Origin of the sequence: Niallia sp. RD1 (genome assembly GCF_024219955.1) — a bacterium.
Taxonomy (GTDB): domain Bacteria; phylum Bacillota; class Bacilli; order Bacillales; family Cytobacillaceae; genus Niallia; species Niallia alba.
In genome coordinates, this window is sequence record NZ_CP100420.1 from 2489764 (window position 1) to 2506319 (window position 16556).

Consider the following 16556-nt stretch of genomic DNA (forward strand, 5'->3'; position numbering starts at 1 on the left):
AGAAAAAAGATGGAGAGCAAGAAGCAGAGGGGATGGTCTTCTGCTTCTTATTTATTGAAAAAGTAGTTGGTTTAGTTGATAAAATCGTATCTTTGCTAAAAAAAGCTATCTATTAAACATAATACCAATCATTTACATAATTTTTGAAAAAAGTGAATAAAAAATTTACTCTGTAAGCGATTGTTTCCAGTACTATGCTTATGCTATGATTAATTGGAATACAAAACGAAGCGGAGGTTTTCCTTTTGACAGCATCAATGAGATTAAGATTCCCACTTTTCATCGTTAACTAAATACGTTTGGATAGTCTTCTATTAAGAAGAACGGGATTGGTCTGTCTATTTATTGGAAACCTAATATTGGTTAATAAAAAGAGGGGAGAATACCAGGTCTTCGCTCTTTTTTTCTGCTCTTATAGACATAGATAGACTTATTCACATGAAGAAAAAATTAGAATGTGAGGTTTATAAATGAGTACAGTTAATAATAAAGAAAATTGGTATCGGAATATCGTGTTATTTCTTAGTAGTCAGACGATTTCTCTATTTGGATCGTCGCTTGTACAGTATGCGATTATGTGGCATATAACGTTAACAACCGAATCGGGTCTGATGATGACGTTATATATCCTTTGTGGATTTCTTCCAACATTTATTTTATCGCCAGTCGCGGGGGTTTGGGCAGACCGCTATAATCGTAAGCTATTAATTATGCTGTCTGATGGACTTATTGCGTTTGCAACATTGATATTGGCCATTCTCTTTTTAATGGGATATGATCCAATTTGGCTACTATTTGTGATGGCTGCTGTTCGAGCGTTTGGGACGGGAATACAGACACCATCTGTCGGTGCGATTTTACCGCAAATTGTTCCAAAGGAAAAGCTGACAAAGGTCAATGGGATTAACGGAAGTATTCAGGCGATTATCATGTTTGTATCGCCAATGGTAAGTGCTGCCCTATTAACATTGGCATCAATTGAAACAATATTTTTCATAGACGTTGTGACAGCAGCAATTGCTATTTTTACCTTGCTTGCCTTTTTAAAGATACCTGCACATCAAAAAGCAACAGAGGAACAAACTACCAGCTATTTTAGTGATTTCAAAGAAGGGCTTAAGTATGTAAATAATCATGCCTTTTTGAAAAAATTCTTTGCCTTTTTTGCGATTTTCTTTGTGCTTATGGCTCCAGCAGCATTCCTAACTCCTTTGCAGGTTACGCGTAGCTTTGGAGATGATGTATGGCGGTTAACTGCTATTGAGATAGCCTTTTCCATTGGAATGATGGTAGGAGGAGGAGTCATCGCATCATGGGGAGGATTTCAGAATAAAATAAAAACAATGACACTTGCCAGCATCATTATGGGAGTTTGTACCGTTGCACTTGGGATTATTCCGTTCTTCTGGATCTATTTAGTGTTCATGGCACTATTTGGTTTGGCAATGCCAATCTTTAATACACCAACAACTGTTTTATTACAGGAAAAAATAGAAGAAGGATTTTTGGGAAGAGTTTTCGGCGTAATGGGAATGATTTCTACCTCAATGATGCCAATAGGGATGTTAATATTTGGTCCACTTGCAGATTTTATTGATATAGAGTGGTTATTATTGGGAACCGGGGCGTTTATTATTATTTTGTCCTTTTTCTTAGGAAGAGACAAAGTCCTAATCGAAGCAGGAAAGCCTACTCCTACTGTTCAAGAATCATGATGTAACTCTAAGACTTAGTTAATGCATTTTCTTTTGCATTAGCTAAGTTTTTTATTTTTTTAAGGAAAAATAAAAGTTCTCTTTCGCAGGGAATGAAATTCCATATTGTTTCTTGTATAATGAATTAATGTATCAGGTAACGGCAAAAAAATCAGGAAACGTTTAATCGTTTTTTAAGCGTCAACGAGGGATAGGGATGAAGAGAAGAAGAAAAACTGTGACGAACACAATAATTGTCTTAATAGTAGTTATATACTTTGGCTATTTATTTGTTAATAGTACAATCAAACAAAATAACCAACAAAGATTGTTGAAATATTTACCAGAAATTGCGAATGAATTAGAATTAAATGAATTAAATGCAGAGGAACTTTCCCCCATTTTACTGGCTATTATGGATCAAGAAAGTCATGGTAAGGGAAATGATCCGATGCAATCCTCTGAATCAGCAGGACTAAAAAGAAATGCAATTGAAGATCCTTCAGAAAGTATTAAGCAGGGAGTTTTTCACTTTGCAGAAATGTACAAGTATGGTCAGAAGCAAGGGGTGGACATAGAAACAATCATCCAAAGCTATAATATGGGACCAGGTTATATTGACTTTATTGTTAGTAATAGTCAGGTTGAACATAGTGAGGAATCTGCAAAGACCTATTCAGAATATATGGTCGAACGATCGCCAACCATTTACACCTGTAATAATGACAAGTTGAATTTTAGATATCCATATTGCTATGGTGACTTTACTTATGCGGATAAAGTAACATCTAAGGTAAAAGAAATGAGCAGTATAATTGAAAAATATGCTCGCAGATTATAGGAGGAACAGTGAAAAATGAAGCTGTACAAATCTGTACTTGAATTAATAGGGAATACGCCAATTGTTCAATTAAATAGAATACCAACCCTAACTAGGGCAGAAGTATATATTAAGTTAGAGTCTTTTAATCCTGGCGGAAGTGTAAAAGACCGTGCGGCATTAAATATGATTGAAAACGCAGAAAAAGAAGGGAAGCTTATCCCAGGAAAAAGCACGATTATTGAACCAACATCAGGTAATACTGGAATAGGAATTGCGATGGTAGCGGCGGTGAAGGGCTACCGTTGTATCATCACGATGCCTGACAATGCAACAAAGGAACGTGTGCAAATTTTAAAAGCATATGGAGCCGAGGTTCATTTAACTCCAGGCAGCAGACGAATGCAAGGAGCAATTGATGAAGCAAATCGCTTAGCAAACGATATAGAAGAAAGCTTCATTCCAATGCAGTTTGAGAATCCTGCAAATTCAGACGCGCATCGAGGTACAACGGCTGTAGAAATTTATGAAGCTTTTGAAGGAAAGTTAGATGCACTTGTCTTGACAGCAGGGACAGGTGGAACTGTTACTGGGGTCGGAGAAGAATTAAAGAAAATGATTCCTAGTATAAAAATATATGTAGTAGAGCCATTTGGTTCACCAGTATTATCAGGTGGTAAACCAGGACCACACAAAATTCCAGGGACAGGCCCAGGATTTATTCCTAAAATCTTGAACCGTGCTATTTTTGATGAGGTATTATTGATTAAAGATCACGATGCCGAAGTAATGGCAAGACGTCTTGCAGCGGAAGAAGGAATCTTTGTAGGGGCATCTGGTGCATCAAGTGCGCATTTTGCTGTACAAATTGCTAATGAACTTTCAAAAAATGCTAAAGTTCTATGCATAGCACCAGATACAGGAGAGCGTTATTTATCTTCGGATTTATTTGCTTGAGTTATATTTGTTAGAAGGGGGTAGTCCTTGTTTATCGGACTACCCCTTTTTGTTTTAGAGTGGGGGAAAACTTCTGTTCCATTTTAAAAAGGAAGCACTCCGATATAGTAACCAATGATATTAAAAAGCAAGCACCACAAAAAGGAACCAATCGCAGCAAATAAAATGTATTTTGAAAGATTCATCCCGGAAACGCCTGAAAAGTAGGAAGTTAATCTTCTGACACCTGGGATGAAATTGGCAATAACTATTGTCCAAGGGCCATATTTATCAAACCAATTTTCGACTCGTTTTAATTTGCTAGGTGTAAGCTTGATCCATTTTCCGTGTGTAAGTAGAAATGGCTTTCCAATTTTTTTACCTAATGTGTAATTGATAACCATGGCACTAAGGGCACCAATAAAGCAAATAATATCAGCAAGTAGGAAGTTCATCATGGAAATGGAAGTAAGGTAACCTACAAAGGTTAATAAAGCTTCATCTGGAACAGGAATGCCTAAACCGCTTAATGCAAAAAGCGCAAAGATGGCAATGTATCCGTATTGGGAAATGAAATGTATGGAAGCACTCATTTTATATTTACTCCGTTCTTTAATTCTTAAAAATTAGCTGTTTGTTACTGTAAAAAGGTTACTTACCTTTTAGAAGAAAAACACAGTACAAATAGTAACTAGGTTCAAAAAAGCGCACTTTACATGACAAGTGAAGTCGAGAAGTTTTGCGCCTTTCTTATCATACAGGCAAATAAAGAAAAAGGGGAGTAATTTTATTTAAAAAATGAGTTCTAAGAAGTTGATTTTTACATAATTTGATTATGATTTACTAACAATATAATAAACAAAAATGAAAACAAGAATCAGGGATTGAGTCCAGATTACTTTATTGCTGACCCCTACTCTTTTTTCTAGAAAAAAGATATAGCTGTTTATGAGGGCAAATCCTAAAATAAGAGTAGGTGAGGAAAATGAATGATCTAGGGGCAAGATAGCATTTGCAATAAATAGAGAGACAATAAGCATTCCGATGGAACCAAATACTAGTTCGATATACAGCCTTCTTTTATCCTCCAAAATTTTGTTACCTCCTGTAATGAAAAAATAACCATTATTTCCACTTATAAGCATATCATAAATATGTTGCGCATAAACGAGGAAATTACACCCGAATGATTTGACTTTGGATCTTATTTGGATTACTTTAATGACAAATAGAAAAGTAGTCTTTGGGAAAATGAAATATGCTAGAAAAAATATAAGGAGGTTTTCAAAGATGAGAACAACGATTGAAAAAGCACTTTCCTTAGGTTTAGGTTTAGCAATTGCAGGTAAAGAACAAGTAGAGAAAACAGTTGAAGAGTTAGTGAAAAAGGGAGAGGTTAGCAAAAATGAATCAAAGGATTTAATCAATCATTTGATTCAAAAAGGAGAGGAAATGAAAAGTCAGGTTGAAGCAGTTGCAAAAGAAAAGGTTAATGCTGCATATGGAGAATTGAAGCTGGCTACTTTAGAGGACATACAGAAATTAGAAAAAAGAATAGAGGCATTAGAACGAAAAAATCTCGACGAATAAAGTAGGTTTATAAATGGGTGTAAGTAAACGTATTAGACAGATGAAAAGATATCGTAAAATAACGTCTATTCTCGCTCGTAACGGAATAGGCTTTTTTTCCAATAAGATGGGCTTGGAGGAGAAGTTTTTTTTTCATAAAGAGCACCCTCCTAAAAGCACAGGACGTCGCATTCGCTTAGTTTTGGAAGAACTAGGAACAACCTTTATTAAGCTTGGGCAGATTGCCAGTACCCGTCCTGATTTAATCCCACCTGAAATAATTAATGAGCTAAAGGAGCTGCAGGATCAGGTGCCTCCTTTTACATATGGAGAAGCAGTGCGGATTTTGGAAGAGGAATTAGGAGATTCTGTAGATCATCTGTTCAAGCACTTTTCTGAGACTCCTTTGGCGGCAGCGTCCATTGGGCAAGTGCATAAAGCGATCCTTAAAGATGGAACAAATGTTGCTGTAAAGATACAGCGTCCTAATATTCATGCAATCATCGAAACAGATTTAGAAATTATCGCTGATTTAGCTCGAATCGCTGAAAATACATGGGCATGGGCGAAACAATATGGTCTTCGTGAAATAGTTGATGAACTAGCAAAAGGGCTGCTTATTGAACTGAATTATGGAATAGAAGCACGTAATATGGAGCGCTTTTTAGAGCAGAACAGATCTTTAGGATATGTTATCATCCCGTCTGTTTACTGGGATTATTCTACAAAGAAAGTATTGACGATGGATTATATAGAGGGAATAAAGCTATCCGATCACAAACGTCTCGATGAAGCTGGAATCGATCGAGAACTACTTGCAGAAAGATTAGCATACACGATTTTCTACCAGATTTTAGAAGTCGGTCATTTTCATGCAGATCCTCATCCTGGAAATGTTCTTGCACTCCAGGATGGGAGAATCGTTTTATTAGATTTTGGAATGGTAGGACAACTTTCTTCCTATACGAAAAAGAATTTTGCATCCTTTGTGGTTGCACTTCGCAATAAAAGCACAAAAGGGATTATCCGTGCTATTTCTGATTTAGGAATGATTCCTGAAAATGTTGATATAAAAAAATTAACTGCTGATGTCGAAGAAATGCGTGATAAATATTACGATATTCCATTGCAAGATGTAAGTGTTGGAGAAGCGATCAATGATTTATTTATCATTGCGTTTCGTCATAATATTCGCATTCCATCGGAGTTAACGCTTTTAGGTAAGTCATTGATGACAATGGAGGGCGTAGTCGTTGCCTTAGATCCTACTTTTAGCGTATTTGATGTCGCAGAGCCTTTTGGTAGAAAGCTTTTCTTAGATAAGCTTAAGCCTTGGAAAATAGTCAAAAACATTGTAGAAGAGATTCCTGAATATTTTGCTTCTCTAAAAGATATTCCGTTGACGGCTAAACAGTTTATGGGGATTTTGAGAAAAGGAAAAGTGGAGGTAGAATTTACATCCCCACAATTAGACTTATTAATCAAAAAGATAGATCGCTTCAGTAATCAGATCGCCTTTAGTATTGTTTTACTGGCTCTAAGTATTGTCATGGTCGGTCTGATAATTGGTGTAGCAATGAGTGGTGTACAAACAATTCTCTGGAAATTTCCGATTATTGAAATTGGCTTTTCTATCGCCATGTTGATGGTTGCATGGCTCATTTATTCCATTTTTCGGTCAGGCAGGTTCTAACCAGAATAGGAATTTAGTGATAACCTAATTGTAAAAAATATATTATTTTCTTTCTGATTAGAGAGGGAAAATACGGGATAAAGTTTTTGTTAAATAATAAATTCTTGCCTTTATATGTTATAAATAACTGCAAAGTATGGATAAAAGTAAAGGGAATTAGTGAATGGAAAATGAATTTGAATTCGAATTCGAAGTTATTTTGCTAAAAATATATAAAGTAGAAAGAACTTATAGTCATAAAAGTGCCGAAAATGCATCGTTTTGCGTTTTTGGCACTTTTTTTATGGAATTAAGTAGCGGTAAGGAAAAGGGAATTAATACTAAAAAAGCATATTGGAATAATAAAAACAATTGAGAATCTATTGAGAAAACACTATTGATAATGAGAATCAATATCATTTACTATTCTTTATAGAGAATAAATTTCTAGTAAAAGACAAGTTGGAGGTGGAAGTTAACTTTATTTGTACAGTAATTATTTTTTTATTAGGAAAGGATGGGGAAATTTTGCAAAGGTTACAGAACGTGAGCAAATCACTCACAATCATGCTATTAATCGCTTTAATTTTTTTAGGAATAGCTAATCCTACTTCGGCTGCTCCTCAAGTCAATTTATCATTGCATTTAAAACAGAGTTTAATGGACAACTAGTAGATGCAGAAATTGTAAAAGAAGATACTGAAAATCAACTAAGAACATTAAAGTTTCCAATCGAAGATCTTACGAAAGTAGTTAATACCCATTTAACGATGTCCTATGGAATGACGCATGAGGTTCGCATTATTCCAGATAAGAATACGCTTACAGTTGTTAGCAATCCAAGTGAAGAAGAGCAAACTCCAGGAGAAGAGGAACAAACGCCTGGTGAAGAAGAACAAACTCCAGAAGAAGAGGAAACAGATAATGGCATTTTAAAAGACGGCGAATACACGGTTGATTACTCTGTTTTACATGAGACTGAAAATGAGCCGTCTATGGCAGACAGTTATTTTACAAAACCAGGTAAATTAATCGTAAAGGATGGAGAAATTGTTGCTCAAGTAGAGATGCAATCGGAAAATATTAAAGAATTACAAGTACAATCACAACCAGTTAAGATTGTAAGCAGTAATGAAACAACACAGGTAGTTGAGTTTCCAGTAAAAGATATTTTTAATCCAGTAAATGCGAGAATTCATGTAGTGGTAGAAAGCATAAATTATGACCATTGGTATGATATTCGTTTCCAATTTGATACATCAGATCTGCCGATAGCAGATAATGAAACAGGTGGACAAACAGATGAACCGAATAATGACGATGAAAACAATGATTCTGCTAGTGGAAATGGCGAAGACTCTAACAAGGATGATTCTTCAAATACTACTGATGAAGATTTAAACTATGATCGAAATGGAGACCAAGATAGTACGTCAGAAACAAATACAGACACCAATGGAAGTGTGATTAATGCTAAAACAGGTGACACTGCGCAAATAATGCTGTATGTAGCTTTAATGATTGTTTCTTTCGTTATTATAGCGAGAAAATACCGAACAAGAACTTTATAAAAGTTAAATTAAACTGGATACGTCCTATGAATGGTTTCTGCCTCCTTTAGATACTTTCAATCTATTTTTAATCCTACATAATAACATACACTCAAAGTGATTGAGAGAGTTTGGGAGGCTTGAATCTTTCAGTTTCGGTAGAAAAAAGAGCAATAGGAGGATAGAAATGAAGTATTGGAAGATATTCTTTTCCTGTATATGCCTCCTACTGCTTGTAAGTTGTTCTCTGAACACACAAGCAGAAATAGAAAAAAAACAAGTGGAAGCAAATGAGGAAAATGACAAGATTGTTGCAACAACATTGGCAATTACGGAGATTATGGATGCCTTAAATCTCGATTTAGTAGGAATACCAACTACACAGTACGATATACCAGCAAGATATAAGAATGTAACAGAGGTAGGAAATCCGATGAGTCCTGATATGGAAATCATTCAATCATTGCAGCCAACAGATGTTCTCTCTGTCACTACCCTAGAGTATGATTTGAAAGATTCATTTGACCAGATGAACTTATCTGCTCAATTTTTAAAACTAGATAGTGTGGAAAACATGCTTGATACAATTATAGAACTTGGAAATAAGTATGAGCGAATGACAGAAGCAGCAGAACTAAGATCGTCTATTGAAAAGAAAATGGAAAGTATAAAAAAACAAACGGAGCAAGAAAAAACTCCGACTGTGTTAATCCTTTTAGGTGTGCCTGGTGGAAGTTATCTTGTTGCTACTGAAAATTCATATGTTGGTAATTTAGTAGAAGTAGTAGGAGGAAAAAATGCTGTTACCGGGCAATCAGCTGAGTATATTTCTGCTAATACGGAATATTTACAGCAAACGAATGCAGATGTCATTTTGCGATTATCGCATGGTGTGCCAGAACAAGTGGCAGAGGAGTTTCAAAAAGAATTTTCAGAGAATGATATATGGAAGCATTTTAATGCAGTAAAAAACAATCGAGTTTTTGATTTACAAGAACCTATCTTTGCTACTACTGCGAATTTAAACATAAAGGAAGCGATGGATCAATTGGTGGAGATGCTTTATGAATAAGGGACGTGAAAGGAATAAAATAGTTATTTATTTTTTGCTTGTTAGCATCTTCCTTGTTTGGATGATTGTCTACTCTGCATTAAAAGGTAGTATCCCCATTGGTATTTCACAGCTAGTCAGCGGTTTAATTCACGGAGGCGATGAATAGGTAGAAGTAATCAAGGATTTGCGTTTTCCACGAATAATTGTCGCAATATTTACAGGAGCAGTGCTTTCTGTTTCGGGAGTATTGTTTCAGGCTGTTATGAGAAATCCGCTAGCTGAGGCAGGGATACTAGGTATCTCTTCTGGAGCAAGCTTTTTTACCTTTTTCGGCATTTTGTTTTTGCCAGGCTGGTATATTAGCGAAACCCTTTTTTCATTTATAGGAGGAACAATTGCTTGTATTATTATTTATTGGCTTTCTTGGAAATCTGGTTTAAAACCGCTAAGAGTTATTTTAACTGGGATAGCAATTAGTGCGATGTTTACTGGTTTAAGAGATGCTTTAATTAATATTTGTTCCTTTTTAAATATTTCTGTTGGAGCAACAAATGCTTCTAATTTAACCATGAAAACATGGGAAGATGTACAAATTATTGTCGCATGCGGTGTTGTTCTTTTAGCTGTAGCTTTTTTTGTCAGTCCTTGGTGCAATTTACTAAGGCTTGAAGATAAGAAAATTGCAAACCTTGGAATCCGAATTCATTGGGTGCGTATTTTTGTTTCTGCTATCGCTGTTTTACTAGCATCTGTTGGAACTTCTGTTGCAGGAGTAATCATGTTTGCAGGACTCATTATACCGCATATTGCAAGACAGTTAATAGGCACCAATCATTATATCTTAATTCCATTTTCGGCATTATCAGGCGCTCTACTGCTGCTTTCAGCTGACACATTTGGCAGATTGTTAATTGCACCTTTAGAGATTCCCGCATCAACGCTGATGGCTATTATTGGGGGACCATTCTTAATTTTTCTATTGAGAAAGGGGGAAAAGATAAATGGAATTTAAGCAAATTTCGTTTGCTTATCAAATGAAGGGAACATTTATTAAAGAACTGTCTGGTACGATAGAAAAAAACAAAGTTACTTCTATTATTGGTCCGAATGGCTGTGGTAAATCGACCCTGCTTTCCCTATTAGCTCGAAATCGAAATATTGATGCAGGCAGTATTACATTAAGTGGAAAAGAACTGTCTGAGTATAAAGCTAAAGAGATTGCTAAAAAAATTGCAATGGTCTATCAGAATAATCAAACGTCTGAAGATGTAACGGTAGAGGATTTGATTCGCTTTGGAAGAGTTCCCCATAAAAGTCTTTGGCAGAAGGATTCAACGGAAGACGAAAAAATAGTGGAATGGGCAATCCAATGTACAAATCTGCAAAGCTATAAACATATTTATTTAAATGAACTATCTGGTGGTCAAAGGCAGCGAGTATGGATTGCGATGGCATTAGCGCAAAAAACAGATATTTTATTTTTAGATGAGCCAACAACCTATTTGGATATATATCATCAAATAGAGTTATTGCAATTGGTTCGAAAATTAAATGAAGAATATCAAATAACGATTGTAATGGTACTGCATGATATTAACCAAGCATTGCGATACAGCGACTATGTGATTCTAATGAAGGATGGAAAAATAATTGCTTCAGGAGAACCAAGCGAAGTGATTACAGAGAAAAATATTAAAGAAATATATCAAGTAGATATTATGCTGAATACCGAAAAAGAGACAGGTGGTTCTTATATTATTCCTTTAGGAATATAGCGGTGCTGGAAAGGGGAGGAAATCATGAAAACGGAAAAACGAAAGCATCTACTTCAGCGAATCATTACACTCATTGCCGCAGGAGTTTTTCTCTTCTCTTTCTATAAATTAGTGCCGATTCTATATGATTATTATACGAATAATAGAACGTTAGAAAGTGTACAACTGGTTTATGAATCAGGCAGGAACGCAGCAGAGGAAAGTGGCGAAGGCCAAGTTCGCACATCGTTTCAGCCGCTATTGGAAATAAACAAGGATATTGTTGGCTGGATAACAATTGATCAAACAAAAATTGATTATCCGATTTTACAATCGAAAGATAATGAGTACTATTTGACCCAAAACTATAAAAAACAAGATACACGAGCAGGGAGTATTTTTTTAGACTACAGAAATGACAATAAATTAGAAAATAATAAGAATACCATTATTTATGGACATCGAATGAAGGATGGAAGTATGTTTGGACAGTTAAAGAAATACTTAGATAAAGATTTCTTTAAAAGCAATAAGACCATCTATTTGGATTCATTATACGAAGGTTATGATGTCGAGGTTTTTTCAGTCTATCAGACGACTACTTCCTTTTATTATATTGAGACTGAATTTCCAGATCATCAGTCTTTTCAGAAGTTTATTGATCAGGTTAAAGAAAAATCACTTTTTTCATCAGAAGTATCTATAAACCAAGAGGATACAATTGTTACATTATCTACTTGTGATTATGCCGTTGACTCCTTAGAAGGAAGATTAGTAGTGCATGGAAAGTTAGTTAAACGGGGAGATGGTGAATAAAAATGTTTTTAAGCAAAGGAATTAAATTCTCTTCCTTCTTCTGTGTACTAGGTCTTCTGGTTGCTTGCAATCAGAATGTAGATACAACGAATAAGGAAGCAGATAAGCAAGCGTCTATCCAAATAACCGATTTCGCCAATCGAACAGTGGAATTCGCAGAAGTACCTAAAACGATTGCAGCCTTAGGAAGCGGAGATGTTGATCTTATGAATGCCTTTGGGATAAAGGTGGCAGGTAAACCTACAAAGGTAGCGGATAATCTAGTTGATTCTTCGTTAAAAGATGTTCCGGAAATAGGTACTACCCATGAGATTAATTATGAACAAGTTGCCCTTATTCACCCTGAGGTGGTTTTGGCTAATGTAGCTTTTAACCAGGACGATGTTACAGCAATCGAAGGCGTTGGATCAAAGGTTGTTCTAACAGAAGCTAATTCTATAGAAGATATTAAACGACAAATTAACCTGTATGGACAAATGCTTCAAGAGGAATCGGAAGCAGCAGAGATAACAGAAGCATTGACTCGTAAACTGGAAGAAATAAAAAACCAGGTCGTGAAGGAGAATAAAAGAGTCTTGCTAGTTTATGGAGCTCCTGGCACATACATGGCGGCACTTCCTAATTCTTTAAGTGGAGACATATTAACACATGCTGGAGGAATAAATATTGCAAGTGATTATCCTGCCTTAGAAAAATTCCCGCAATATGCACAAATTAATACAGAAAGAGTAGTGGAAGCAAACCCTGATGCTGTTTTGCTTATTACACATGGCAATCCAGGTGAAATCAAGAAAAGCTTTTTAAAAGAAATGGAACAGAATTCAGCATGGAATAGTATCACAGCGGTGAAGGAAGGAAAGGTAGAAGTATTACCAAGTGAGTTGTTTGGTGCGAACCCAGGCACCAAAGTAACAGAAGCTGTGTTCTATCTGGTGGAATTGCTCAATAGCATGGAGTGAAAAGAATGGATGTATCAGAAAGAAAGAATAGAAGAATAGTAGTGATTATCACCTTGCTTGTCTTATTAATAGTGGCAATTTATACAGGGTTATCATTAGGGGCTGTTAAAGTCAATCTTTCTCAAATTCTTCAGGTTTTGAAAGGAAATGGAGAAGAAGTATATGAGACGATTATTTATAATTTAAGATTACCTCGTATTATCATTGGTTTATTAGTGGGAGCATGTTTGGCAGCCTCAGGTGCATTGTTACAAGGAGTCATGAAAAATCCACTAGCTGATCCTGGGATTATCGGTGTTTCCGCTGGGGGTGGACTTGCGGCTATCCTGACAATGGTGATTTTTCCAGCATATAGTTATTTATTGCCTTTCCTCGCATTTATTGGTGCCTTTACAGCAACAATATGTATTTATTTATTTGCATGGGATAAAGGAGCTTCGCCTGTAAAAATCGTTTTGGCAGGAGTGGCAATGAATGCATCACTTGGAGCAATGACAAATGGAGTGATGGTTTTATACAGTGATCGAATTCAGTCTGTGATCGGCTGGTTATCCGGTGGTTTAAACGGGAGAGGCTGGTACCATGTTGAGATTATTTTTCCCTATGCAATAGTGATGCTTCTACTTAGCTTCTTTACGATAAAACCGATGAATATCCTTATACTTGGGGACGAATCAGCAAAGCTTTTAGGCCAAAATGTAGAATGGATTCGACTTGTGATTATTCTACTAGCCTCATTTCTAGCGGGAATTGCCGTTAGTGTGGCTGGACTAATTGGTTTTGTAGGTTTGGTTGTGCCACATATGATTCGCTTGTTAATTGGTGAGGATTATCGTTATTTATTGCCATATTCTATAGTAGGAGGTGCTGTCTTAGTTGTTTTGGCAGATACTGTTGCAAGGACAGCTTTCGATCCAATAGAGCTGCCGGTTGGAATATTATTAGCAGCGTTAGGAGCCCCGTTTTTTATTATTCTTTTAAGAAAAAGGAGAATCGTTTAATGGGTGCACTAAAAACAAAGAATCTTACATTTATCCAAGGTGCTTTTCAAATAAATCAATTATCCTTAGCAATCGAAGAGGGAAAAATGACTGCTATTGTCGGGCCAAATGGTTCTGGAAAATCCACCTTATTAAAATTATTTGCTAGGCTTTATAAAGCAGAAGCGGGAGAAATCCTTTTAAAAGATCTACCCATCACCCAGATAGGTCGTAAGGAATTTTCCAAAAAGATAACAATGTTACTACAATCAAAAGAAACTTTTCCTAATATAACCGTGGAAGAATTGGTTTCCTATGGAAGAACTCCTCATCAAAAAGGGTTATCAAGGATGAATAAAGAAGATAGAGAAATACTTGAATGGGCATTACATGAATGTCAGTTAATGAGTTACAAAGACCGCATGCTGCATACTCTTTCAGGCGGTGAATTGCAAAGAGCCAGAATTGCCATGGCTTTAGCTCAAAAGACAGAGGTTCTGTTATTAGATGAACCAACTACTTATTTAGATATAACCCATGTGATGGAGCTTATGGAGTTGATGAAAAAAATAAACCAAAAATATGGGATGACCATTGTAATGGTCTTGCACGAGCTCAGTTTTGCTGGTGCATATTGTGACAATTTAGTAGTGATGAAGAAAGGTAGTGTTTATAAGGCAGGAAATCCCCAAGACATATTAACGTCTAAACTTCTAGAAGAAGTATATGAAATTGATGCCATGATTAAATACGAAAATTCTTTTCCAATGATTATTCCAAATAAAAAAAATTGGTAGGAGGAACAAATATGTATATCGTAACGAATACAGTAAAAGTAGAAACAGGTTATGCCGAAGGATTTATTGAAAGATTTAATCGTGTTGGTAAAATTGAAACAAAACAAGGATTTATGGGGCTGGAAGTATTGCTAACAATGAAAACAAAAGGTTATGAAGAAATTACGATTGTGACTAGATGGGAAGATATGGATGGTTTCTTAGGATGGATAGGAAGCGAAGAGTTTAAAGAATCCCATGCTCACCGTGATGGAATACCTCCTTTTATTATTGAAAATAAAACAACTCACTACGAGGTAAAAGTGCAAAGAAAGCCGATTCCGAATAAATTAGCTGCAAACTAAGGATTATGATGGTTATTCATAAAAGGGAAAAGAAGACCATGGATAAGAATGGAATATATCCAAACAACCATGGTTCTTCTATGATTTCTCTTTCTGATTAGATCATTTTATCCTTTGGCTGTTTGTATGAAAACTCTTTAGGTAAAAGGCAACACTAAGCTGAACCTTCTAAATTTGAACTTTTTTAAAAGGCTAGGAATGATTAAATATAGTGCTTTTGTTATTCATTAAGCAATTTGTTCATTAGTGGGTTCAATACGATACCCTTTCCTTTTTAAGTATTGAATCATTTTTTGTTCTTTACTTTGTTCGAGATCAACATAATCAGGGCCTAGTTCCTGATATGGTTGCCTTGTTTTTAAAATATTGTAAGCAATTGTTAGGATTAAATGAGCGGAAGCGATCCGTGCTTTCGATTTTCCTTGTCGTTTCATAATTCTTTTTCTATGTGCAGATATGCGATTATACTGTCTATCTGTAGCCATGGAACATTCAACAGCGGTGGTTCTTAATGATTTGTTTCCGTACTGAGTTTTACCTGTTTTTTTTTTACCGGCACTCTCATAATTTCCTGGACTCACTCCAGCCCATGAGGCTAGATGTTTAGAACTTTTAAATACTGACATGTCTACACCCATTTCAGCTATAAAGATTGCGGATGCATTTTTATCCACACCCGGTATGGTATCTAGTAGTTCGCACTCCTCTTGATAAGGAATAAGCGCTTGGTCTATGCGTTCAACTACTTTTTCGATTGTTTCATCGATGTGATTGATATGGTCCCAATGGAAACGTAACATATCAATATGATGTTTACGTATTCCACCGTTAAGGGCTTCTGCAATATCTGTTGTGCTCGCCTTAACTCTTGAATCAACCATTTGTTGAAGTTCAAACACACCTATTTTTTCGCCGTTTATTAGGGCTTCAATAATGCGACAACCAGTGACACCAAAAATGTCAGATAAAACAGAAGTTAGTTTAATATTTGCATCCTGTAGAATTTTGTGGATTCGATTGCGCTCAGAAGTTCGTGTATGGATGAGTTTTTTACGATACCGGGTTAAATCTCGCAAATCACGAATTTCTTTGGGCGGTACAAAATTTTTTTCAATTAGTCCAGAACGCAAAAGTTTAGCTAACCACTCCGCATCTTTTACGTCTGTTTTCCTTCCGGGAACATTTTTAACATGTTGGGCATTGGCAAGGATTAATTGGAAGTCACATTCTATAACATTCCAAACGGGCTTCCAATATACACCGGTACTTTCCATTACAGCATCCGTTATTTTGTGTGAGGATAGCCAGTCGCTAAGTGCCAAAAGGCCACTTGTGGTTGTTGGAAAGGTTTGAATCTCTTTATTTGGTTTTTTATCTAATGAACCAAATAAAACACAAGCAACTACTGTTTCTTGGTGTACATCTAGGCCTGCACACCGTTCAATCATAGCTTCCATATAATCACCTCAAAGATTTTAATACAATACAAGCGACAGAAGTCATCATACAAAATTTTTGTATTCGTGTTTATAAACACATTAGACGGTTCTTTTAAACTGTCACAACCAGTTTTTCTAACGGGGTATCAACTTGTATTGATCCACCAAACAG

17 protein-coding genes and 2 pseudogenes are annotated in these 16556 nt (G+C 35.9%); 16 read left to right on the forward strand and 3 right to left on the reverse strand.

The features are described from left to right. Positions 1-470 precede the first annotated feature (470 nt). The 3 genes from NKG37_RS11870 (at position 471) to cysK (ending at position 3471) form a co-directional block, all read left to right on the forward strand. Positions 471-1715: an MFS transporter gene (locus NKG37_RS11870; protein WP_212121103.1), complete on the forward strand. Its 1245-nt coding sequence runs from the start codon at positions 471-473 to the stop codon at positions 1713-1715. A 196-nt stretch (positions 1716-1911) separates the two neighbouring features. After that, positions 1912-2535 (forward strand): lysozyme family protein, encoded by a 624-nt coding sequence (locus NKG37_RS11875; RefSeq protein WP_016204282.1) that lies wholly within the window; start codon positions 1912-1914, stop codon positions 2533-2535. Between the two features lie 15 nt (positions 2536-2550). After that, positions 2551-3471: a cysteine synthase A gene (gene cysK, locus NKG37_RS11880; RefSeq protein WP_224428500.1), complete on the forward strand. Its 921-nt coding sequence runs from the start codon at positions 2551-2553 to the stop codon at positions 3469-3471. Positions 3472-3554: 83 nt separating this feature from the next. Here the strand turns inward: cysK and NKG37_RS11885 are convergent, their stop codons facing one another. Both NKG37_RS11885 and NKG37_RS11890 read right to left on the reverse strand, forming a co-directional pair. Next, the gene (locus NKG37_RS11885; protein WP_016204280.1) at positions 3555-4043 is read right to left on the reverse strand and encodes a DedA family protein; all 489 of its coding nucleotides are present in this window, start codon (positions 4041-4043) and stop codon (positions 3555-3557) included. Between the two features lie 240 nt (positions 4044-4283). Continuing rightward, on the reverse strand, positions 4284-4541 hold the full coding sequence (locus tag NKG37_RS11890; RefSeq protein ID WP_169188029.1) for a hypothetical protein: 258 nt from the start codon (positions 4539-4541) through the stop codon (positions 4284-4286). Positions 4542-4740: 199 nt separating this feature from the next. On the opposite strand from NKG37_RS11890, the gene NKG37_RS11895 reads away from it, so the two are divergent. The 13 genes and pseudogenes from NKG37_RS11895 (at position 4741) to isdG (ending at position 14945) form a co-directional block, all read left to right on the forward strand. Next, on the forward strand, positions 4741-5040 hold the full coding sequence (locus NKG37_RS11895) for a phasin family protein (protein WP_016204278.1): 300 nt from the start codon (positions 4741-4743) through the stop codon (positions 5038-5040). Between the two features lie 13 nt (positions 5041-5053). After that, positions 5054-6712, forward strand: a complete 1659-nt coding sequence (locus NKG37_RS11900) for an ABC1 kinase family protein (RefSeq protein ID WP_101730430.1) — start codon at positions 5054-5056, stop codon at positions 6710-6712. Positions 6713-6875: 163 nt separating this feature from the next. Next, positions 6876-7067, forward strand: a complete 192-nt coding sequence (locus tag NKG37_RS11905) for a hypothetical protein (RefSeq protein WP_101730429.1) — start codon at positions 6876-6878, stop codon at positions 7065-7067. Positions 7068-7329: 262 nt separating this feature from the next. Next, positions 7330-7449, forward strand: a pseudogene (locus NKG37_RS26310) (NEAT domain-containing protein); the annotation flags it as partial. A gap of 24 nt (positions 7450-7473) precedes the next feature. Further along, positions 7474-8262, forward strand: a complete 789-nt coding sequence (locus NKG37_RS11910; RefSeq protein WP_254416261.1) for an NEAT domain-containing protein — start codon at positions 7474-7476, stop codon at positions 8260-8262. Between the two features lie 166 nt (positions 8263-8428). Further along, the gene (isdE, locus tag NKG37_RS11915) at positions 8429-9313 is read left to right on the forward strand and encodes a heme ABC transporter substrate-binding protein IsdE (RefSeq protein WP_101730426.1); all 885 of its coding nucleotides are present in this window, start codon (positions 8429-8431) and stop codon (positions 9311-9313) included. After that, positions 9306-10307: pseudogene (locus NKG37_RS11920) on the forward strand (FecCD family ABC transporter permease). The gene isdE and the pseudogene NKG37_RS11920 overlap by 8 nt, the downstream one beginning before the upstream one ends. Continuing rightward, complete coding sequence (locus NKG37_RS11925; RefSeq protein ID WP_016204272.1) at positions 10297-11070, forward strand: ABC transporter ATP-binding protein; 774 nt, start codon at positions 10297-10299, stop codon at positions 11068-11070. The pseudogene NKG37_RS11920 and the gene NKG37_RS11925 overlap by 11 nt, the downstream one beginning before the upstream one ends. A gap of 24 nt (positions 11071-11094) precedes the next feature. Next, positions 11095-11865 (forward strand): class B sortase, encoded by a 771-nt coding sequence (srtB, locus tag NKG37_RS11930; protein WP_016204271.1) that lies wholly within the window; start codon positions 11095-11097, stop codon positions 11863-11865. Positions 11866-11867: 2 nt separating this feature from the next. Further along, complete coding sequence (locus NKG37_RS11935) at positions 11868-12824, forward strand: ABC transporter substrate-binding protein (RefSeq protein ID WP_016204270.1); 957 nt, start codon at positions 11868-11870, stop codon at positions 12822-12824. Positions 12825-12829: 5 nt separating this feature from the next. Further along, positions 12830-13825: a FecCD family ABC transporter permease gene (locus NKG37_RS11940; RefSeq protein WP_169188032.1), complete on the forward strand. Its 996-nt coding sequence runs from the start codon at positions 12830-12832 to the stop codon at positions 13823-13825. After that, entirely contained in the window at positions 13825-14601 is a 777-nt protein-coding gene (locus tag NKG37_RS11945; protein ID WP_169188033.1) for an ABC transporter ATP-binding protein, read from the forward strand. The genes NKG37_RS11940 and NKG37_RS11945 overlap by 1 nt, the downstream gene beginning before the upstream one ends. 11 nt (positions 14602-14612) lie before the next feature. Further along, entirely contained in the window at positions 14613-14945 is a 333-nt protein-coding gene (gene isdG, locus NKG37_RS11950) for a heme oxygenase (protein ID WP_016204267.1), read from the forward strand. A gap of 227 nt (positions 14946-15172) precedes the next feature. On the opposite strand, the gene NKG37_RS11955 is transcribed toward isdG, so the two are convergent. Then, positions 15173-16402 carry an IS110 family RNA-guided transposase gene (locus NKG37_RS11955; RefSeq protein WP_100525939.1) on the reverse strand — a complete coding sequence of 410 codons (1230 nt, stop codon included), beginning with the start codon at positions 16400-16402 and terminating at the stop codon, positions 15173-15175. Positions 16403-16556: the final 154 nt, after the last annotated feature.